The sequence below is a fragment of the Asanoa iriomotensis genome, from assembly GCF_016862515.1.
Classification (GTDB): Bacteria; Actinomycetota; Actinomycetes; order Mycobacteriales; family Micromonosporaceae; genus Asanoa; species Asanoa iriomotensis.
This window is the reverse complement of the sequence record NZ_BONC01000077.1, coordinates 1-19944: the sequence shown is the minus strand read 5'-3', so window position 1 is coordinate 19944 and position 19944 is coordinate 1. Positions and strand designations below refer to the sequence as shown.

Sequence of the window (19944 nt, the reverse complement as noted above, 5' to 3'; positions counted from 1 at the left end):
CTCAGAGACGCCTGGTTTCACCGGTCTCGGGGCCGTGGACAGCCACGGCCCCGGGCCCGGGGCCCGCCAGGGTCTCCGCCGTCACGGGCGCGATGCCCATCGCGCGGAACATCTCGAGCGCCGTCTCCCGGGCCAGTCGCGCCGCGTCGGCGTCGGCGTGTGCGGAGCCGAGCCCGGCATGGGCACGCGCCTGCTCGTAACGCTGGTGGGTCAGCCGGGCCGAGGCGAGCGCCCGCTCGTGTGCGGCGACCGCCTCACCTGTGCGCCCCAGCCTGGTGAGTGTGGCGCCCAGGCTGTTGAGGACGTCGGGTTCGAAGTAGGGATCGGCCAGGGCGGCGAGGTGCTGCTGGGCTCGCGTCAGGCTGTCCAACGCCTCCAGCGGCCGGTCGAGCCCGAGCAACGCCCGTGCCAGGGCGCTGAGGTCTTCCGCGGCGTCGCCCGGACGGCCCGCCTGTTCGAGCACCGGCACGGTGCGTCGGAGCAGGAGGGCCGCGAGCCTGAAGTGGCCGGCGAGCAGGTGGGCGCGGGCGAGCGAGCCGAGCGCCAACTCCAACCCGCAGGGTGCGCCGTGCCGGTAGTTCCAGGCCACGGAGCGCCGGAGCTGGGCCAGCGCGGTTTCGTGGTCGCCCGCGCGACTGGCGGCCACTCCGTGAAGCCGGCGCGCGGTCGCGAGGGCCTGCGCGTCACCGATCTGCTCGGCCAGGGTCACGGCGATCCGGACGTCGGCCAACGCCTCCACGAGCCGGCCGTCGTCGCGTTTGACGACGCTCAGGTTGAGTTGTGCGTGCACCACGCTCGGCAGGTCACCCACGCGGCGGTGATGGGCGGCCGCGAGCTCGAGGTGCGTGACGCTCTCCGCGGGCTGACCCAGCCGTTGGTAGTTGCCGGCGACGTAGTGATGCAGCCGGGCCGTGGCGGCCTCGTCCCCCAACTCGGCCGCGGCGTCCAGGCCTTGACGGCAGAGCCGCACCATGACCGCGCTGTGGCCGTCGTTGGTCGCGGCCTGCCACGCCGCCAGCGGCAGCAGCGCGGCGTGCCGAAGCAGGCCCATGCCGTGTGCCAGGTCGGTGAGCGCCACGATCGTCGGCCACTCGTATCGCGACCAGGCCACCTCGGCGGGTCCGGGTTCCAGCGGCCGCACCAGGGCACCGGCCGGCACCTCGACCGCCCGCATCGGACGCAGGCCACGCGGTTCGTCGGCGACGGTCGCGGTGTAGAGGTAGTAGTCGAGCATCCGGACGACGGCCGGCGGTTGCTCGACCTCGGTGACCCGGGAAACGGCGTACGCGCGGACGAGGTCGTGCAACTGGTAGCGGGTGGCGGTGACGGCCTGGACGAGATGGACGTCGACGAGCCCGTCGAGAATGTCCCGGGCCTCGGCGATCGGCACGCCGGCCAGGGCCGCGGCCGCCCACGCCTCGAACGGCACGGCGGGGTGCAGCCCGAGCAGGCGGAACAGGTGGCGCTGCGGCTCGTCGAGCTGGCGGTATGAGACCTCGAACGCGGCGGCGACGCTGTGGCCCTCGACCGTGAGCCGGATCGGCGTCGGCTCCGCCGCGCGCAACTGGCGGACCATGTCGGCGACGGTCCACTGCGGACGGTGCAGCAGCCGGTGTGCGGCCAGCCGCAGGGCCAGCGGCAGCCGGCCGCACAGCTCGGCCACCTCGCCGGCGGCCGCCGGTTCGCCGGCCACGCGGTCGCCGACGACGTCGCGCAGCACCGCGACGGCATCCGCCGGCGACAGCACGTCGAGCGTGACCGGCCAGGCGCCGTCCAGGACGCCGATCGCCGCCCGGCTGGTCACCACTACCAAGGGGCCGCCGTCGTCGGGCAGCAGCGGCTCGATCTGGGCGGTCGTCGTCGCGTCGTCGAGCACCACGATCGACCGGCGGCCGGCCATCAGCCGGCGCCACAACGCCTTCCTGCCCTCCAGGGACGCCGGCACCTGTTGCGGTGCCACGCCGAGCTGGTCGAACAGCACCCCCAACGCCTCCACCGGGTCGACGGGTGTGCCCTGGCCGTGGCCACGCAGGTGCACGAACAGGTGGCCGTCGGGATAGTCGTCGGCCAGCCGCCGGGCGAGCGTGACCGCGAACGCGGACTTTCCCACCCCGGGCATGCCGGCGATCATGACGACCCGCGGCGCCGGACCAGCGGCCCGGACGGCCCGCAACGCCTTGCCGAGGTCCTCGTCGCGGCCCAGCAGTCGGGTCGACCGGGGCAGGGATCGTGGGGGCGAGGCGGGCCCACGCACCGGCGTCGGCGCGGCGTCGTCGACCGCCACCGCCACCGCCAGGTCGCCGCGGAGCAGCTGCAGGTGGCCGAGGCGCAGCTCCGGCCCCGGATCCACGCCCAGCTCCTCGCGCAGCGCCACCACCGTCCGCTGGTAGAGCGCGAGGGCCTCGGCCTGCCGGCCGGTGCGGCCGAGCGCCTTGACCAGGGCCGCCACCAGCCGCTCGCGCAGCGGATGCTCGCCCACGTAGTCGACCAGCTCGGGGATCACGTCGCGGTCGTGTCCCGCCTCGGTCTCGAGCTCGAAGAACTCCTCGGCCGCCGCGAGCCGCAGCTCGCAGAGCCACTCGGTCTGCCGGGTGAGCAGGTCGTTGGCCAGCTCCCGCAGGGGCCGGTCGCGCCAGAGTGCCAACGCCGTGCGCAGCTCCAGCGCCGCCGACACGGACTCGCCGCTCCCGGCGAACTTGCGCGCCCGGCCGATGGCGGCCTCGAACCGGGCGAGATCCAGTCGCCGGGCGTCCACCAGCAACCGGTAGCCGGCCGCGTCCGTCCGCAGCAGATCCTGTTGGCCGTGCTCGCCGAAGATCTGGCGGAGCTGATGGACGGCCATCTGGAGCTGGCTGCGCGCGGAGGACGGCGGGTTGTCACCCCACACCAGCTCGGTCAGCTCCGCCACGCTCACCGCGCGGCCGAGGTTGAGCAACAGTCCCGCCAGGACGACCCGTTGGCGTGCGCCGCCGAGATTGACCGGGTGTCCGTCGACGGATGCCTCCAGCTGGCCGAGAACGCTGAACTCCACGCGCCGCACCTCGCAACAGATGGACTCCGATGGCATCAGCATGCCCGCCGGGGCGGCCGGCCACGATCCCCGCCCGTAGCGAAATGGTTACGACTCGATCACCGGCGGCGGCCCCGTGGCGCGGCGGTGTCGCCGGGCCACGGGGCCGGAGGTCAGGAGGTCAGGAGGTCGCGGTCAGCCGGTGCGGCAGGTGACCGTCGGCCAGGTCCAGTTGCCGTTGGCCATGATGGTGATTCCGAAGGTGTTGCCGTTGCCGTTCGGTCTGGCGGTGATGGTGCCGCTCGTGCCGCTGACGGAGGCGTTCCAGCTGTTCTGCAGGGTCTGGCCGCCGCCGAGGCCGAGGGTGACGATCCAGTTGCTCGTGCCGCTGACCGCGACGTTGAGGTTGAACCGGTCGCCGAACTGCTGACCCGCCGAGAGTGTCGCGGTGCAGTTGCCGCCACCGCCGGGTGGTGGGGTGGTCGGGTTGCCGCCGCCGCCGCTGCCTTCGCGCACGGTGATGTCGGAGCTTCCGCTGCTCTGGTAGCCCTCGGTGGCCATGATCTGGTAGCTGTGGTTGCTGCCGAGGTTCAGGCCGGAGCGGGCCCAGGCGTCGAAGTGGTTGGCGGTCGTGATGGTGCCGCCGGTGCGCTTCTGCTGGCGGACGCTCCAGTACTGGTAGAAGGTGGCGGTGCCGTCGATCGACGGTTGGTTGACCCGCTGGCTGCGGTAGATGTCGTAGGTCCCGCCGTCGGTGGTGACGGAGCCCATCCGGGTGGCGCCGCTGCTCGGGTTGTAGGTGCCGAAGTTCTCGACGACGTAGTACTCGATGAGCGGGTTGCGCGTCCAGCCGTACAAGGCGAGGTAGCTGTTGCCGTTCGGGCTGTAACTGCCCGAGTAGCTGACCGTCCGCCGGCTGCCGGTGGCCCAACCCTTGCCACCGACCCAGTTGTTGGTGCCGCTGCCCCAACTGCTGGAGTACCGGCCGTCGGCGCGCAGCGTCATGCTGGCGTTGCCGCTGTCCTTCCAGAACGAGAAGAAGAACCCGTTGTGCGTGCCGGTGGTGTTCGAGCTGACGGTGCGGTCGGCCTCGGCGTAGGCGCTCGAGGCGAACACCGTGCCGCCGACCGCGAGCACTGCGGCGCACGCGGCGCCCAGGAGCAGCCGCATGCGGCCGCGCCTCCTCGATGTGGTGGGTGGGACGTGCATGTGCTTGCTCCCTCCTGGTGAGGTCGCTGCGGGGGTGGGGGTGCGGGGATGGCCGTATCGACCGGAGTGGATTCGAAGTATTACAGCGAGAATTCAAACGCGTCAACGACTTCCGGAAGTTCCCGGACATCAAATCGACCGGTGTACGCGTCGATGACGCGCTGTACTGCGGTTACGTCACCCGACCTGGCCGGGCCATCGCGCGGCCGAGGTTCCGGCCGTCAGCCGCACGCGTGTGATCCGGAACGTTTCCGGAAGTATCGGGGTCGCGGCGGTCAGCGCGGCACGCGGGCGCTACCTACACTCGGCGAAATGGATGATCGACTCATCGAGGCCCGGGAGCGCTACGAGGCGGCGTTGTTCGCCGGCGCCGAGGACGGGCTCGACGCCGCCGACCGTGCGCTCGACGCGGTCGAGGCCGACACGGCGGTGGCCCGGGGGCGGATCCGGCACGCCCGCTACCTGTCGGCGCGGGCGGCGGGGGAGCAGGCCGCGGAGGATCCGGCCGAGATCGCGCTGTTCGAGCGGGCACTCGCCCTCTACGAGGCGCTCGACGACACCCGCGGCGCCGCCGAGGCCCAGTTCTGGGTGGGCTGTTACCACCAGGTGGTGCGCGGCGACATGGACACCACCGAGGCGATGTTCGCCCGCGCCCGCGACCTGGCCGAGGCGGCAGGCGATGACCTGATCCGCTCGTACGCGCTGCGCCACCTGGCCTTCGCGGCCCAGCACGCCGGCCGCACCGACGAGGCCCACGCGGCCCTCGCCGAGTCCACCCGGCTGCGCCGCGACCTCGGCTTCACGGCGGGTGTCGCGGCGAACCTGGTCGCACAGGCCCACTTCACCGCCGAGGGCGGCCCGGGCGACGCGAGCGCGCTGCTCGACGAGGCCGCCACCCTCGCCAGCGACTCCGGCGCGCACGCGGTCGCCGGCTGGGTCTTGGAGGCGCGGACCGAGCTGACCCGCCGACGCTAGCGGCCCAGGACCGCGGCGGCGCCACGGTGAACGGCTGCGCCGCGGCGACGGCCGCCTCGACCGCGCGCCTGTCACCGCAAAAGATGCGGTTTCGCGTGGTCCAGCCACAGCGACGCGAGCAGGTCGTGGCCTCGGGGGCTCGGGTGGACGCCGTCCGGTGCCATATCCGCCGGCGTGCCCGCGGCGGCCAAGGCCGTGTCGGCCGGGATCAGCGTCGCGGCGTACTCGGCGGCCAGTTTCCGGACGACCGCGAGCTTCGGGTCGAGGTCGTCGCGCCAGGTGACCTGGACCTCGTCGATCGGCAGCAGGAACGGCTCGATCAGGATCAGCGGTACGCCGGCCAGCGGGTCCAGCAGCGCCCGGTAGTTGTCCTCGAACTCCTCGACCGTCGTGATGGTCCCGCTGTCGTAGCGGCGCCACGTGTCGTTGATGCCGACCAGCACACTCACCAGCGAGGGGCTTTCCGCCAGCACGTCCGCGGCCCAGCGGTCGCGCAGGTCGCGGGTGCTGTTGCCGCTGATCCCGCGGTTGACGACCCGGATCGCCGGGTCCAACCGCGCGGCGATCAGGCGCACGTAGCCGTCGCCGAGGCCGTCCGGGTCTGTGCGGCGCTCGCAGTCCGTGATGCTGTCGCCGGCGAAAACGATGGTGGTCATGATGTCCTCTCGATGTCGATCAGCATGGCCTGCTGCGGGTTGAGCGTGGGCAGGGGCACGCCGGCCACTGCCAGCACCGCGCCGGAGAGCACGATCGGCGCGCGCGCCACCCATGACGGGTCGGCCGCCTCGTGCCGGCTTGCCGCCCCCAGCTCCTCGCGGACCACGACCCGGTACCTGGCGTCGGCGTCGAGGCCGGGGAAGCGGACCCGGCCCGTCTGGCCCGCCGCCGAGGTCCGGAAGCGCAGCCAGGTGAACAGCGCCCGCGAGCCGTCCTGGGCCACGATGCCGGAGAGCGCCACCGCGTCGTCCGCCAGGTCCGCGTTGACCACCCGGCCCGTGTGCAGCAGCGGCCGGAACTCCCGGTACAGCGCCGACCACGCGGCGATCGTCGCCAGCTCGGCCTCCGACGCGGCGGTCAGGTCCTGCTCGATGCCCGCGTGCGCGGTCAGCGACACGGCGAGCCGGAACGACAGGTCCGTGGTCCGCGACGTCGTGTGCGAACGGGCCGCGCCGAGGTGGGAACCGATCAGCTCCGGCGGTACGAGCGTCCGGGTCCACCGCTCGATCTGCGCCCGCTCCACGGGGTCGTTGCAGTCCGACGCCCACACCCGGTCGGTGCGGTCCAGGATCCCCAGGTCGACGCGGCCACCGCCGCCCGAGCAGGTCTCGATCTCCAGGGCGGGGTGGCGGGCCCGCAACTCGTCGAGGAGCCGGTAGAGGGCCAGCGTCTGGCGCCGGACGCTTGGCCGCTCCCCGGTGGCGGACCGGCTCACCGCCTCGAGCAGGTCGCGGTTGTGGTCCCACTTCAGGTAGTCGACCGCATGCGCGGCGACCAACGCGTCGAGCCTCCCGAGCAGGTACGCGTACGCGTCCGGCCGGGCGATGTCGAGCACGTACTGCCGCCGCGCGCTCGGGCCCAGCCCGGCCGCCGGACCGAGGATCCAGTCCGGGTGGTCGCGGGCCAGCGAAGAGTCGAGGTTGACCATCTCCGGCTCGAACCAGAGCCCGAACTGCATGCCGTGCGCGCGCACGACCTTCACGAACGGTTCGAGGCCGTCCGGCCAGACGTCTGGGTCGACGAACCAGTCGCCGAGGCCCGCGTCCGCGTCCCGGCGTCCGCGGAACCAGCCGTCGTCGAGCACGATCCGCTCCACGCCGACCGTCGCGGCCCGCTCGACCAGCGCCGTCAGCCGGTCCAGGTCGTGGTCGAAGTACACGGCCTCCCACGTGTTGAGCACGAGCGGGCGCGGCGTCACGGTGTGACCGGCGCGGGCCCGCAGCCGGCGGTGCAGCCGGTCCGCGACACCGTCCGTGCCGGCGCCGGACCAGACGAACAGCACCGTCGGGGCCGTGTAGCGCTCGCCCGCGGCCAGGATCACCTCACCCGAGCGCAGCGACTCGCCGGCACCGATGGCGGCCGCGAACGCGCCGGCACCCTCCGGCAGCCGCTCGGCGAGGTATCGCTGCTCGCCGCTCCACGCCAGGTGCGACGCCCAGACCTCGCCGTGCCCGAAGCTGAACGCCGCCGTGCCGGCCATCAACAGGAAGGGGGAGTCGTGCCCCGGCTTGCCGCGCCTGGTCGACCGCAGATGGGTGCCGAACCCGAACGGTGCCCGCTGCGGAGCCCGTTCCCGGCACCACTTCCCCGTGAAGTCGACCAGCTCGACCGCCCGCTCGGGAACGGGCAGCAAGGCCAGCAAACCATCCAATGTGTACGCACGCGCGGCGGCGTTCTCGACGCTCAGCGAGACCGCCAGCACGCCGAACCGGTCCAGCTCGTAGACGACCGACGAGCGCAGCCCGGCGTCCGTGAACGACAGCTCGAGCCGCCCGCCGACGCCGTCCGCCGGCACCTCGACCCGGTGTGCGGCAAGCGCGGGTCGCGGCGTCGTGTCGTACCCGGAAGCGTTGCCCTCCTGTGCGGGCGTGCCGGACCAGCCGTCGCGCTCGCTCGGCCAGACCGAGAACACCCGCGGCGAGTCGGGCGAGTTGTTGAGGACGGCGGGCTCCGCGGTCTCGGCGAGGCCGTCCAGCGCCGCGCCGAGGTCGGCTCCCCAGTGCAGCACCCGGGGCACCGGATGGCAGATCTCGACGACGAAGGCCGCTCCTCCGGCACGCAGGGCGATGACGGCGTTGGCGCCGGAATGCATGTGTAACAGCCTCCGCAGACGTTACGACAGGGTTACTTGACGGCGTAAATAAACCATGTTTAGTCTGGCGCGGCAAGCGCAGGGGCAACCAGCCGGAAACATGCGGGAGCAGGCAGACCAATGGCGGTCCTGGAATCAACGGCACGCGGGCAGCGGCCACCGCGAGACGCGGTCGGGCGGCGCGGGAAGTCCCGCCCGCACTCGCCCGCGCACCGCGGCGACGCCAAGCTCGCCTGGGTGCTGATCGCCCCGGCCCTGGTCGGGTTCCTGGTCTTCGCCGCCTATCCCACGGTGCGCGGCATCTACCTGAGCTTCACGGACTTCGCGGTGCTCAGCCCGCCGGAGTGGATCGGCCTCGACAACTACGTGCAGCTCCTGCACGACGACGTCTTCTGGTCGGCGCTCGGCGTCACCGTCTACTTCGTCCTGTTGTCGGTGAGCATCAGCCTGGTCGTCTCGATCACCACGGCCGCGGTGCTGCACCGCCTCACCTCGTCGACGGTGATCCGCGGCCTGATCATCCTGCCGTTCCTCATCTCCGCCGTGGTCGCCGGCACCGTCTGGTCCTGGATGCTCGACACCCAGCTCGGCATCGTCAACATCGTCATCAAGGCGCTCGGCGGCGACGGCATCCAGTTCCTCACCTCGCGGAGCTGGGCGATCCCGTCGATCGCGCTGATCAGCGTGTGGAAGCAGATGGGCTACACCTCGATCATCATCTTCGCGGGGCTGCAGACCATCCCGCCGACCATCTACGAGGCCGGCCGGGTCGACGGCGCGAGCGAGCTGACGATGTTCCGCCGGCTCACGCTGCCGCTGCTGCGGCCGATCCTCGCCCTCGTGGTCGTGCTCAACGTCATCGGCGCGTTCCAGGTCTTCGACATCGTCCAGGTGACCACCAAGGGCGGCCCGGCCAACGCCTCCAACGTCCTGCAGATGTACATCTACAGCAAGGCGTTCGGGCAGTTCGACTTCGGGTACGCGGCCGCGATGTCGCTGTCCCTCTTCGTGATCCTCATAGCCATCACGTTCCTGCAGATGCGCCTGCTGCGGGCAAGCGAATCGGACACCAACGCATGAGCCGCAAACTCAGCATCGGCCGTGCGGCCGCGTGGACGTACCTCGTCGGTGTGCTGTTCGTGACGATCTTCCCGTTCTACTGGATCCTGCGGACCGCCCTGTCCGACAACTACGCCCTCTCCGCCCACCCCGCCTCGCTCCTGCCGGTCGGCTTCACGTGGGGTCCGTTCCAGCGCGTGCTGGGCCTGGCGACCACGGAACAGTCCATCGCGGAGGGTGGCTCCGGTGCCTCGATCCACATCGGACATTACCTGCTCAACTCGGTCATCTACGCGTCGCTGTCGACCGGGCTGATCGTGTTCTTCTCGACCCTGGCGGCGTACGCGTTCGCCCGGCTGCAGTGGCGCGGCCGCGACTTCATGTTCAGCCTGTTCCTGACCGCGCTGATGGTGCCCGGCATCCTGACCCTGCTGCCGAACTTCGTGCTGGTCAAGGAGCTCGGCCTGCTCAACACGTTCACCGGCCTGATCCTGCCCGGCGCGCTGTTCTCGGCATTCAACATCTTCTTCCTCCGCCAGTTCATGCTGGGCCTGTCGACCGAGATCGAGGAAGCGGCGCTGATCGACGGCGCCGGCAAGCTGCGGGTGCTGTTCGGCATCACGCTGCCGATGACCAGCGGGCCGATCGTCACGCTGTCGATCCTGGGCTTCATCGGCATGTGGAACGACTACTTCTGGCCGCTGCTCGCCACGAGCGACGACTCCGTGCAGCCGCTCACGCTCGCCCTCGCGGTGTTCAAGCAGTCCTCGCCGCAGTCGCAGCCGGACTGGGCGGGCCTGATGGCGGCGACGCTGGTCGCGGCTCTGCCGATGCTGGCCCTGTTCATGGTGTTCGGCCGGCGCATCGTCAACTCCATCGGCTTCTCGGGGATCAAGTGATGACCGGGAACCTGCGCCTGTCCTGGTCCGCGCCCGCCCGCGAATGGGTCGAGGCCATCCCGCTCGGCAACGGCCGCATCGGCGCGATGGTGTTCGGCGGCGCCCGGGCCCGGATCCAGGTCAACGACGCGACCATCTGGTCGGGCCACCCGGACGGGCCGGCCGAGGCGCTCGACGCCGTGGTCGCGGCCGGCGCGGGCCCGGAGCGGCTCGCCGAGGTCCGGGCCGCCATCGACGCCGGGGACCTCCGGCGCGCCGAGGCGTTGGTGATGACGTTCGAGGGTCGCTACTCGCAGGAGTACCTGCCGTTCGTCGACCTGACCCTGGACACCCACGGCGTACGCGGGGAGCCTGCCCGGATCCTTGACCTCGACGAGTCGCACGTGACCGAGCGGCTCGACGTGGCCGGCAGCGCCGTCACCCGGCGCACCTTCGTCTCCGCGCCGGCCCGCTGCCTGTTCGTCGAGTACATCGCCGACGGGCCCGTGCTCGACGTCGACGTCGCCCTGACGACGCCACTGCGCGCCGTGGGCCGGGACGTCGCGGCGGCGGGCATCACGCTGGACCTCGTCGCGCCCGTCGACGGTGCCCCGCTGCACGAGCCGGGCGAGCCGGCTCATGTCTATGACGGCGGCTTCGACCATTTCGCCACCGCGGCGCTCGCGGTGCACAGCGACGGAACGCAGGGTCGGGACGGCGACTACCTGCGGGTCCGTGGGGCGAGCCGGCTGCTGATCGCCCTGTCGACGTCGAGCCGGGCCGGCTTGTGGTGGGACGGCCCGGACGGCGCCGACTGGCGGACCTCCTCGCGCGAGGAGATCCGGGAACGGGCGCGGACGACCGCGCGGGCCGCACTGGCGCGGGCCGAACGGTTCACCGAGCACGTGGCCGACATCCGTGACCACGTCTCGGGCGCGCGTTTCGCGATCGGCGGCCGGCGAGCCGGCACCTGGGACGTCCACCGCGACGTCCTGCACGGCGCCGACGAGGGCCTGCGGGCCACGGTGCTGGCCGAGTACGGGCGCTACCTGCTCGGCGCCTCGTCGCGCGCGGGCGGGCCGGCGGCGAACCTGCAGGGCATCTGGAACCAGGACCTGCGGCCGCCGTGGTCGTCGAACTACACCATCAACATCAACACGCAGATGAACTACTGGCCTGCGCCGGTGGTCGGGCTCGACGACCCGGCCGCCCCGCTGGCCGCGCTCGTGCGCCGGCTGCGGGACAACGGCACCGAGGTGGCGAGGCGGCTCTACGGCGCCCGCGGCTGGGTCGCACACCACAACAGCGACCTCTGGGGCTGGAGCCTGCCGGTCGGCATGGGGCACGGCGCGCCGAGCTGGGCGATCTGGATGATGGGCGGCGTCTGGCTGACCCACAACCTCTGGGACCGCTACGAGTTCAGCGGCGACCGTGCGCTGCTCTCGGAGACCGTCTGGCCGTTGTTGCGCGGCGCCGCGCTGTTCTGCCTGGACTGGATTGTGGACGACCCCGCGACGGGTGGGTTACGCACCACCCCGTCGACCTCGCCCGAGAACCTGTACGTCGGCCCGGACGGGCGGCCCGAAGCGCTGAGCGTGTCGACGGCGGCGGACATCGCGCTGATCCGTTCCCTGCTGCAGCGGGCCCGGGTGGCGATCGCCGACCTCGGACTGGCGGATCCCCTCGACGCCGAGCTCGCCAAGGCCCTGGACCGGCTGCCCTCGTTGACCGTCGGCGCCGACGGCCGGTTGCGCGAATGGTCGGCGGACCTGATGGACGAGGACCCGCGCCACCGGCACCTGTCGCCGCTGGTGGCGCTCTACCCGCTCGATCTGGTCGACACCCCGTCGTTGTCGGCCGCGGCGCGCCGGTTCCTCGACGCCCGCGGACCCGGCGCCATGGGCTGGTCGTGGGCCTGGAAGGTGGCGCTGCGGGCCCGGCTCGGCGACGCCGCGCAGGCGCGGGCGCTGCTGCTCGAAGCGTTCACCCCGTTCGACCGTGACCACCAGGCGCACGCCCCGGTCGACGGGTCGCAGTGGGGCGGGCTCCTGCCGAACCTGTTCAGCACCCATCCACCCGTCCAGCTCGACGGCAACTACGGCTTCACCGCGGCGATCGCGGAGATGCTCGTGCAGAGCCACCGCGGCCGCGTCGAGCTGCTACCCGCACTGCCAGCCGAATGGCCCCACGGCCGGGTGACCGGCCTGCGGGTGCGCGGCGGACTCGCGGTCGACCTGAGCTGGGTCGGCGGCGCCGTGGAGAGCGCGGTCTTCCGTGACCTCCGCGGCGCACCACACCAGGTCGTCGTCGCGCACGGCGACCGACTGTCCGAACTCGACGTGCCAGCACACGGCGCGGCCGCACTCTCCTGAATATCTCACCAACATCGGCGGTCACGTCCGATGTGGAACAAGGCTGCCCACCACACCCCCATCACCCGACAAGTGAGGAACCCATGAGATCCAAGCGAATCGCGTCGGCGATCGCGCTCGCCGCTCTCGCGGCGACCGCGGCGCTGGCCGGCTGCTCGAGCGACGGCGACAGCGGCAGTGGCGAGGCCGGTGGCAAGACCGTGAACTGGTGGACGTGGGACGAGCGGCAGGCTGCCTCGTACAAGAAATGCCTGCCCGGTTTTGAACAGGCGAACCCCGGGATCACCGTCACGATCTCGCAGTACGCCGTCGACGACTACTTCACGAAGCTGACCGCCGGGTTCGTCTCCGGTGCCGCGCCGGACGCGTTCCAGAACAGCGTGCCGCTGCTCGGCGCGTACGCCGGCCAGAAGCAGATCATGGCGCTCGACGACCAGATCAAGAAGACCGACTACGACCTGTCGGTCTTCGACATCGGCGTCGAGTCCTGGAAGTACACCGACGGCAAGCAGTACGGCATCCCGCTGGACTGGGCCGGCGCCGCGATCTACTTCAACGAGGACAAGGCGAAGGACGCCGGCATCACGCCCGAGCAGATCCGGGACATGACCTGGAACCCGGACGACGGCGGCACGTTCGACGACATCGTCGCGAAGCTCACCGTCGACAAGAACGGCAAGCGGGGTGACCAGCCGGGCTTCGACAAGACCAAGGTCGCGACGTACGGCATCGGCAGCCTCGCCTCCGGCGACTTCAACGGACAGACCTCGTGGAACCCGTTCGTCTCCACGCTCGGGTGGCGGCTCGGCGACAAGCCGGCGTGGCCGACCAAGTTCCCGTACGACGACCCGAACTTCGTCAAGACGCTCGAGTACGTCAAGGGTCTCGGCGACCGCGGCCTGATGCCCAAGTTCGGGCAGCTGACCGTGGCCGGCAGCCAGCAGATCGGTTCCGGCACCGTCGCGATGGTGCAGGGCGGCACGTGGGACGCGACGTCGATGACGAAGATCCCCGGCGTCAAGGTCGGCGTCGCACCGACGGTCAAGGGGCCGCAGGGCCGCTCGATGATCAGCAACTCGAACGCCAACAACATCTACGCGGGTACGAAGAACCTCGACTCGACGTGGAAATGGGTCACCTACATGGGATCGGAGGCCTGCCAGTCGACGGCCGGCGCCGACGCCACGTTCCTCCCGTCGATCGCGAAGTCGCTGCAGGTCGCCGTCGACGCCCAGAAGGCGCAAGGGCTCGACCTGTCGGGCTTCGTGAACGCGCTGAACAACGGCGAGCTGTACCCGGCACCGCCGACCGCCAACGGCCAGGAGATCGTCGACACGATCCAGCCGCTGTTCGAGGCCTACTTCAGCGGCGAGCGCGACAAGGCCGTCTTCCCGGAGATGGCCGCCAAGACGCAGGAGATCCTCGCGAAGCAGTGACCGGTGCGCGGGGCGGGAGCGCTTACTCCCGCCCCGGCGTGCCCTCTGCCGTATCGTCCATGTGCGACTCGGCCGGCTCCACAGCAAAGGAATCAAGCGATGCAGGATGCAGGCGCCGCCATCACGCTCCTCAAGGGAGCGTCCGCGGCGGCGGCCGACGTCTTCCGGGCCATCCTCACCCGGGGACCCATCAGCCGGATCGACATCGCGCGGCTGCTCGGCCTCTCACAGGCGGCGGTCACGAAGGCGGTCGGCCCGCTGCTCGACGTGGGCCTGGTCTCCGACGAGCTGTCGGTGCCCCGCGACGGCCAGCCCGGCCGGCCGGCGAACCCGCTCATGGTCGTCGCGGACGCGCTGGTCTCGATCGGCGTGAAGGTCAACGCCGACGAGATCGTCGGTGTGGCCACCGACCTGACGACCCAGGTGCTCGCGTCCGACCGGCGCCTGCTCAAGGGCACGACGCCGGACGTGGTGGCCGACGCGATCGAGGCCTCGACCCGTGCGCTCGTCGCCGCCCTCGGCCCGTTGGCCGCACGGCTGTGCGCGGTGGGCGTCAGCGTGTCCGGCGACGTCGACACCGACCTCGGCGTGGTCCGCGAGTCGGCCATCATGGGCTGGACGGACGTGCCGCTCGGGACCCTCCTCGCGGGCCGGCTGGGCCGCGACGTCCTGGTCGAGAACGACGTCCGCGCGCTGACGATCGGCGAACACTGGTTCGGCGTGGGCGTCGGCACAGACCTGTTCGCGATCGTCACGATCGGCCGAGGCATCGGCAGCGGCCTGCACATCAACGGCGACGTGGTGGCCGGCGCCTACGGAGTCGCGGGCGAGATCGGCCACCTGCCGCTGACATCGCCGGACCACATCTGCCCGTGCGGCCGCCGCGGCTGTGTCGAGGCGGTCGCCGGCACACCGGCGATCGTCGCTTCGGTGTCGCGTGCGCTCGGCCGCGACCTGTCGATCGGCGAGATCGTCGAACTGGCGCACGCGGGCGACCCGGTCGCGGTGGCCACGTTCGAACACGCGGCCACGGTCATCGGCACGGCGATCGCGACGCTGGTCAACTTGACCGGCCCGCAGTTGGTCATCATCGGCGGCGAGGCGGTGAGCAACTTCGACCTGTTCGAGACGCACCTGCGGGCGTCGTTCGCCGAGCACGCCTTCGGCGCGGCGAGCCGCTGCGAGATCGTCACCCGTCCACACACCTTCGAGGACTGGGCCCGCGGCGCCTCGGCGTCCGCGATCCGCCGGCTGGCGGAACGCGGCTTGTAGAGCCGCGCGGTGACCAGCGTGCAGGGGATGCGGACGACGATGCTCACCGTCTGCATCGGCGCGCGGGCACGACCGAGCGAGTTCGTCCTCGGCGATTCCGCCTTACGCGACAGCGAGGACGCGGCCGACCGGGCCCGCGGCGAACGATCGGGGCCGACGGGTTCAAGCGTCGAGGGCTTGGAGGAGTTCGGTCGCGGAGCGGGCGGTCGCGCCCGGGCCGGCCGCCAGAGCCCGTAGCTCATCCCGGTAGTTGGTCACCGCGGCGCGGATCACGGCGGCGGCGTGCTGCTCCGGGCGAGCCCAGTATAGGCAGTCCACCAGGACCTCGATCGCGGTCCGGCGCGCCCATCCGTTGTCCCGTCGGGCCACGTCGACCAGGATCGCGGCGGCCGGGCCCGCGGCGTCGAACAGCTCCCCAGAATGGTTGTGGCCGACGGCGTCGAGGACCTCGGCGTACGCGGTGTCGCCGGCTGCCTCGGTCGTCACCCAGCTCAGCTGCCGCAGCGCGGCCGTGACCGCGGTGGGGTCGGCGCCGAGCCCGCGCCAGTCCACCGCGGTCAGCGCGTGGTCGATCCAGTCCTCGGGCACGACCTCGTCAGACCGCCGGCGGGCGGCAGCGGACCAGTTCGACGTCGCCCTCCACGCGGACCCTGCCGGCGTCGTGTGGCACCAGGACGGTCATGCCGCGGCGCAGCGCGACCGAATCGTCGGCTCCCCAGGCCAGCCGCCCCGAACCCGAGAGCACCACGGCGATCGAGAACCCGGGCTCCCACGTGGACGGTCCATTGTGGCGCTCGGCGCGGAAGAAGCCGTCCGCGTACCCGGGGAAGATGCGTGGGTCGTCGATCCGGCCGCAGATCTCCTTCAGCGTCTCGGCCGGGACCGCCTCGTGGCGCACGCAGGGGAGGGCCGTGGCGAAGCCGATGCCGAGGTGGCCGTCGCGGAGGCCGTCGACCGCGAAGCCGTCGTGCTCCAGCAGCAGCGACAGGTCCGCCGCCTGCTGCAACTCCAGCAGGAAGATGCCCTCGCCGATCGCGTGCGGGTAGCCCGCGGGGACGAAGACCGTGTCACCGGCAGTCACCTCGACCCCGTGCAGCGCGGCGAGCATCGCCGGGCGGTCCTGGTGGGTCACCCAGTCCGCCAGCGTCTGTGGTGGGACGTCCTCGCGGAAGCCCAGGTGGACCTGGGCGCCCGGCTGCGCGCTCAGGATGATCCACGACTCGGTCTTGCCGTTGCGGCAACCCAGGTGGGACTGGGCGAACGCGTCGTCCGGGTGGGCGTGCACTGGGAGGCGCTCGCCCGCGTCCAGCAGCTTGACCAGCAGCGCCGGGTCCGCGCCGAAGCGGTCCACGTGCGCCGCGCCCAGCCAGCGCACCGGGTCGTCCGCGATCGTCGCGCGCAGGGAGCGGCCGTCGTCGAGGACCGTGAGGCCGAGGGAGTCGAAGCCCGCGACCGTCGTGGCCGAACCCACCCAGTCCTCGGGCACGTGGTCGCCGGTCGGCGTGGTGCCGCGGAACTCCGCGATCCGGTCCCCGCCGAGGTAGAACCGGTCGGCCGGCTGGTTGGCGGGCAGGACGATCACGCTCATGCCGCCGCCTCCCTTCGGTCGTCGGAGCAAGAGCGAGGCACACTGAGCTGGCCGCGCTCGCTTCGCTCGCTCATGGGCTCTCCTCCGGGGGGAATCATGGGTGGGTACGTTCGACGGCGTCAAGCACCGCCCGAACCTGCGCGGCTACCGGTGACGCCGCGTCGACGGCGACGTGGTCGACCGAAGGCGGGTGCAGGTCGACGCGGCCGAGATAGGCGTCGAGGTTCGCGAGCTTGTCCTGGTCCCGCTCGGCCGCCCGCCCGGACATCCGCGACCGCAGCAACTCGGGCGTGACCCGCAACCAGACGAGCATCGGCAGACCGCCCGCGTCGCTGAGACCTGAAGCGACGGCATCCCACGCATCCGGGGAGCGCCGTTCACTTGTGAACGGGGCGACCAGCACGACCGCGTTGCCGACCGCGAGGTTGTCGGCGGCAGTGTCATAAAGCGTGTCGTAACGGGCATCTCGGGTGGCGTCCGCCAGCCGCGTGGAGTCGAGGTCGTCCGTGTCGAGCAGCGAACCGACCACCGCGGTCAGCGGCCGCGTGAGCACGTCCAGGTCGAGCAGCGCCGCACCGAGGTGGCGCGCGATCGCCTTGCCCAGCACCGTCTTGCCGCTCGCGGGCGGGCCGGCGACGAGCAACGCGGGCGGTCGGATCGGCATCGGCACCCCTCTCGTCGCGTCACGTGTCGTGACCAGACGGTCACTCTCCATATCGCACGGAAACAATCGCGTCACGAAACCTGCCCGAAAACTCTTCGTCATCTTGACAGTCATGAAGCCGGGTGCACATAGTGCGAGCACTGCTGTGACATCGATTACCTCGTCTCGTGACAACGATTACCCATCGAGTCGTAGAGGGGACCGGTCAGTGCTGATCGCGACGCCCAACCTGTGTCTGGACCGGACGCAGCTCGTGCCGGAGCTGGTGCTCGGCGGTGTCATGCGCGCCCGGCAGGTGGAGGTCACCGCGGGCGGCAAGGGCGTCAACATCGCACGCGTCGCGCGGGCCCACCACCGACCGGCCACTGTGGTCGGTCTGGTCGCCGACAACGACCGGGAACGCCTGCTCAGGCTGCTTGCCGAGGAGGGCGCCGACGTCGTCGACGTGCCCATGCCGGGCGACACCCGCAACGCGATCATCATGATCGAGCAGGGTGGCCGGACCACGATCGTCAACGAACCTGGGTCCACGATCGACCGCGACACGTGGCGGCGCTACTGCGCGGCGATCGCCACCAGCCTGCCCGGGCAAAGGACCCTGGCCTGCTCGGGCAGCCTGCCGCCGGGCGCGCCCGAGGACGGCTACGGCCAACTCGTCGAGCTGGCACACCAGGCGGGCGTGCTCGCGGTCGTCGACACCGCGCCAGGTGCGTTGCGTGCTTCCCTGCCCAGCGGCCCTGACCTGGTGAAACCCAACCTGCAGGAGGCCGAGGCGGCGATCACCGGCGCGTCGGGCCTGCTGCTCACCGACGCCGACAGCGACGTCCGCGACCGCGCCATGGACGCCGCCGCCACTCTGTGCCGGCTCGGCGCCCGCAACGCGGCCGTCACCGCCGGCGCCCACGGTGTCGCGCTCGCCGAGCCGGCCAAGCAGCGGGTCCGCTGGTTCCCGGCGGTCAAGGTCGAGGTGGTCAGCGCCGTCGGCGCCGGCGACTCGTTCCTCGCCGGCGTCCTGCTGGAGCTGGAGACCAACGACGACTGGGGAGCCGCGATGCGCCGCGGGTCGGCCACCGCAAGCGCCTCCTGCGAGCAGTTGCGGGCCGGCGGCGTCGACCCGGACCGGGCCGCAGAGCTGCTGACGCTGGTCGCGCAGCAGCCCGAGACGGTGCGGGAGCTGCCGTGAAGCAGCAACGGGCCCGGTTGCGGGACGTCGCGGAGGCCGCCGGGACGAGCACCAAGACCGCGTCCCGCGTCATCAACGGCGACGATCGGGTGTCCGCCGAGACCCGGGCGCGGGTCGAGAAGGCCGTGATCGACCTCGGCTACCGTCCCGACCCGCTGGCCCGGTCGCTGCGCCGCGGGCTCGACGAGACCATCGGCGTCGTGGTCGACGAGGTCGGCGACCCGTTCTTCGCAAGCGTCATCGGCGAGATCGAGCGGATGGCGATCGACCGCGACGTTTCCGTCATCATCGCCAGCACCCGGCGCCGCGAGGAGCGCGAGCGGATCGTCCTCGACGGCCTCTACCAGCGCCGGGTCGCCGGCCTGATCATCGCGTCCATCTCGGACAACCACGCGTACCTGCGCAACTCCAGCTGTCCGCTCGTGTTCATCGACCGCGCGGCCGAGGACCTGGCCGCCGACGCGGTGGTGGTCGACGACCGGGGCGGCGCGCGGATGGCGGTCGAGCACCTGATGCGGCACGGCCACCGGCGGATCGCCTACATCGGCGACCGGCTGAGCACGGCGACCGCCCGGCACCGGCTCCTCGGCTACCGGGACGCGATCGAGGGCGCCGGCATCGTGCCCGACGAGTCGCTGGTCGCCCAGGTCGAGCCGGCCAAGGGCGACGCGGGCGTCGCGGCCGAGGCGCTGCTGCGCCTGCCGGAGCCGCCGACCGCGATCTTCAGTGCCAACACCCGATGCTCACTGGGTACGCTGCCCACCCTGCACCGCCTGCGCCGCACCGACATCGGGTTCATCTCGTTCGGCGACTTCGCGATGGCCGACACGCTGACCCCCGCGATCACGATCGTCGACCACTCACCCGAGGCCATCGGCCGGCTCGCCGCCGAACGCCTGTTCAGCCGCCTCGCCGGCGAGGAGCCGCCGGTCGAGACCATCCTCGCCCCGCTGCGGATCGTGGCGCGCGGGAGCGGGGAACTCGCCGCGGTGGGCAAACCATGACCGAACTCGTGGCCGGGGTCGACCTCGGCACCACCGACACCAAGGCCGTGCTCACCCGCCCGGACGGGGAGACGGTCGCGTTCGCCCGCAACCCGACGAGTTGGACCACCGCGCACGGCGGGCGGCTGGAGACCACCGGCGCCGCGCTCGTGGCGGACGTGCTGCGTACCCTCGAAGACGCGGTCGCGGCCGTGCCCGGACCCGTGCGGGTGACCGGCATCGGCCTCGCCGGCCTGGCCGAGAGCGGCGTCATCCTCGACGAACGGGGACGCGAGACCTCGCCGGTCATCGCCTGGTTCGACGAGCGTGGTGCCGCGGAGCTCGAAGCCCAGGGGCGCCAGTTCACGAACGAGTTCCCGCGCCGCACGGGACTGCCCCTCGGCACACAGTGGAGCCTCCCCAAGCTGCTCTGGATGCGCGGCGCCGGCATCCGCGTCGACGAAACGTCCCGCTGGCTCAACATGCCCGAGTTCGTGGCGTACGCG

At 71.8% G+C, this 19944-nt stretch carries 16 protein-coding genes; 9 read left to right on the top strand and 7 right to left on the bottom strand.

The annotated features are described in order from the left end of the window. Position 1: 1 nt before the first annotated feature. Both Air01nite_RS34710 and Air01nite_RS34705 read right to left on the bottom strand, forming a co-directional pair. Positions 2 to 3031, bottom strand: coding sequence for an AfsR/SARP family transcriptional regulator (locus Air01nite_RS34710; RefSeq protein ID WP_203707616.1), 3030 nt, complete (start codon positions 3029 to 3031; stop codon positions 2 to 4). A 174-nt stretch (positions 3032 to 3205) separates the two neighbouring features. After that, complete coding sequence (locus Air01nite_RS34705; protein ID WP_203707615.1) at positions 3206 to 4180, bottom strand: glycoside hydrolase family 11 protein; 975 nt, start codon at positions 4178 to 4180, stop codon at positions 3206 to 3208. A gap of 351 nt (positions 4181 to 4531) precedes the next feature. Here Air01nite_RS34705 and Air01nite_RS34700 point away from each other — a divergent pair, with 351 nt between their 5' ends. Further along, on the top strand, positions 4532 to 5194 hold the full coding sequence (locus Air01nite_RS34700; RefSeq protein ID WP_203707614.1) for a tetratricopeptide repeat protein: 663 nt from the start codon (positions 4532 to 4534) through the stop codon (positions 5192 to 5194). A 71-nt stretch (positions 5195 to 5265) separates the two neighbouring features. On the opposite strand, the gene Air01nite_RS34695 is transcribed toward Air01nite_RS34700, so the two are convergent. Then, positions 5266 to 5850, bottom strand: a complete 585-nt coding sequence (locus Air01nite_RS34695) for an SGNH/GDSL hydrolase family protein (protein WP_203707613.1) — start codon at positions 5848 to 5850, stop codon at positions 5266 to 5268. Further along, positions 5847 to 8003, bottom strand: coding sequence for an alpha-galactosidase (locus Air01nite_RS34690; RefSeq protein WP_203707612.1), 2157 nt, complete (start codon positions 8001 to 8003; stop codon positions 5847 to 5849). The genes Air01nite_RS34695 and Air01nite_RS34690 overlap by 4 nt, the downstream gene beginning before the upstream one ends. Before the next feature lie 120 nt (positions 8004 to 8123). Between Air01nite_RS34690 and Air01nite_RS34685 the strand changes: the two genes are divergently transcribed. The 5 genes from Air01nite_RS34685 to Air01nite_RS34665 all read left to right on the top strand — a co-directional run bounded on the left by Air01nite_RS34685 (position 8124) and on the right by Air01nite_RS34665 (position 15020). Next, entirely contained in the window at positions 8124 to 9083 is a 960-nt protein-coding gene (locus Air01nite_RS34685; protein ID WP_203707611.1) for a carbohydrate ABC transporter permease, read from the top strand. After that, on the top strand, positions 9080 to 9961 hold the full coding sequence (locus Air01nite_RS34680; protein WP_203707610.1) for a carbohydrate ABC transporter permease: 882 nt from the start codon (positions 9080 to 9082) through the stop codon (positions 9959 to 9961). Before Air01nite_RS34685 ends, Air01nite_RS34680 begins: the two co-directional genes overlap by 4 nt. Beyond that, positions 9961 to 12312, top strand: coding sequence for a glycosyl hydrolase family 95 catalytic domain-containing protein (locus tag Air01nite_RS34675; protein ID WP_203707609.1), 2352 nt, complete (start codon positions 9961 to 9963; stop codon positions 12310 to 12312). Before Air01nite_RS34680 ends, Air01nite_RS34675 begins: the two co-directional genes overlap by 1 nt. 83 nt (positions 12313 to 12395) lie before the next feature. Beyond that, entirely contained in the window at positions 12396 to 13748 is a 1353-nt protein-coding gene (locus tag Air01nite_RS34670; protein ID WP_203707608.1) for an ABC transporter substrate-binding protein, read from the top strand. Positions 13749 to 13847: 99 nt separating this feature from the next. Then, on the top strand, positions 13848 to 15020 hold the full coding sequence (locus Air01nite_RS34665) for an ROK family transcriptional regulator (RefSeq protein WP_203707607.1): 1173 nt from the start codon (positions 13848 to 13850) through the stop codon (positions 15018 to 15020). 162 nt (positions 15021 to 15182) lie between these two features. On the opposite strand, the gene Air01nite_RS34660 is transcribed toward Air01nite_RS34665, so the two are convergent. From Air01nite_RS34660 to Air01nite_RS34650, 3 genes are all read right to left on the bottom strand, one after another. After that, positions 15183 to 15608, bottom strand: coding sequence for a hypothetical protein (locus Air01nite_RS34660; RefSeq protein WP_203707606.1), 426 nt, complete (start codon positions 15606 to 15608; stop codon positions 15183 to 15185). A 7-nt stretch (positions 15609 to 15615) separates the two neighbouring features. After that, positions 15616 to 16608: a class I mannose-6-phosphate isomerase gene (locus Air01nite_RS34655; RefSeq protein ID WP_203707605.1), complete on the bottom strand. Its 993-nt coding sequence runs from the start codon at positions 16606 to 16608 to the stop codon at positions 15616 to 15618. A gap of 94 nt (positions 16609 to 16702) precedes the next feature. Then, entirely contained in the window at positions 16703 to 17272 is a 570-nt protein-coding gene (locus tag Air01nite_RS34650; protein WP_203707604.1) for a P-loop nucleotide/nucleoside kinase family protein, read from the bottom strand. Positions 17273 to 17480: 208 nt separating this feature from the next. Between Air01nite_RS34650 and Air01nite_RS34645 the strand changes: the two genes are divergently transcribed. The 3 genes from Air01nite_RS34645 to Air01nite_RS34635 all read left to right on the top strand — a co-directional run. Beyond that, positions 17481 to 18455: a 1-phosphofructokinase family hexose kinase gene (locus Air01nite_RS34645; protein WP_203707603.1), complete on the top strand. Its 975-nt coding sequence runs from the start codon at positions 17481 to 17483 to the stop codon at positions 18453 to 18455. Further along, the gene (locus Air01nite_RS34640) at positions 18452 to 19459 is read left to right on the top strand and encodes a LacI family DNA-binding transcriptional regulator (protein ID WP_203707602.1); all 1008 of its coding nucleotides are present in this window, start codon (positions 18452 to 18454) and stop codon (positions 19457 to 19459) included. The genes Air01nite_RS34645 and Air01nite_RS34640 overlap by 4 nt, the downstream gene beginning before the upstream one ends. Further along, on the top strand, positions 19456 to 19944 hold a 489-nt coding region (locus Air01nite_RS34635; RefSeq protein ID WP_275408322.1), incomplete at its 3' end, for an FGGY family carbohydrate kinase. The genes Air01nite_RS34640 and Air01nite_RS34635, both read left to right, overlap by 4 nt.

Bases quoted from the DNA above. Each gene is read 5' to 3' on its own strand.
- Air01nite_RS34650 (WP_203707604.1), bottom strand. From the start codon at position 17,272: ATGCCGATCCGACCGCCCGCGTTGCTCGTCGCCGGCCCGCCCGCGAGC.
- Air01nite_RS34670 (WP_203707608.1), top strand. From the start codon at position 12,396: ATGAGATCCAAGCGAATCGCGTCGGCGATCGCGCTCGCCGCTCTCGCG.
- Air01nite_RS34695 (WP_203707613.1), bottom strand. From the start codon at position 5,850: ATGACCACCATCGTTTTCGCCGGCGACAGCATCACGGACTGCGAGCGC.
- Air01nite_RS34690 (WP_203707612.1), bottom strand. From the start codon at position 8,003: ATGCATTCCGGCGCCAACGCCGTCATCGCCCTGCGTGCCGGAGGAGCG.
- Air01nite_RS34665 (WP_203707607.1), top strand. From the start codon at position 13,848: ATGCAGGATGCAGGCGCCGCCATCACGCTCCTCAAGGGAGCGTCCGCG.
- Air01nite_RS34685 (WP_203707611.1), top strand. From the start codon at position 8,124: ATGGCGGTCCTGGAATCAACGGCACGCGGGCAGCGGCCACCGCGAGAC.
- Air01nite_RS34680 (WP_203707610.1), top strand. From the start codon at position 9,080: ATGAGCCGCAAACTCAGCATCGGCCGTGCGGCCGCGTGGACGTACCTC.
- Air01nite_RS34705 (WP_203707615.1), bottom strand. From the start codon at position 4,180: ATGCGGCTGCTCCTGGGCGCCGCGTGCGCCGCAGTGCTCGCGGTCGGC.
- Air01nite_RS34700 (WP_203707614.1), top strand. From the start codon at position 4,532: ATGGATGATCGACTCATCGAGGCCCGGGAGCGCTACGAGGCGGCGTTG.
- Air01nite_RS34675 (WP_203707609.1), top strand. From the start codon at position 9,961: ATGACCGGGAACCTGCGCCTGTCCTGGTCCGCGCCCGCCCGCGAATGG.
- Air01nite_RS34655 (WP_203707605.1), bottom strand. From the start codon at position 16,608: ATGAGCGTGATCGTCCTGCCCGCCAACCAGCCGGCCGACCGGTTCTAC.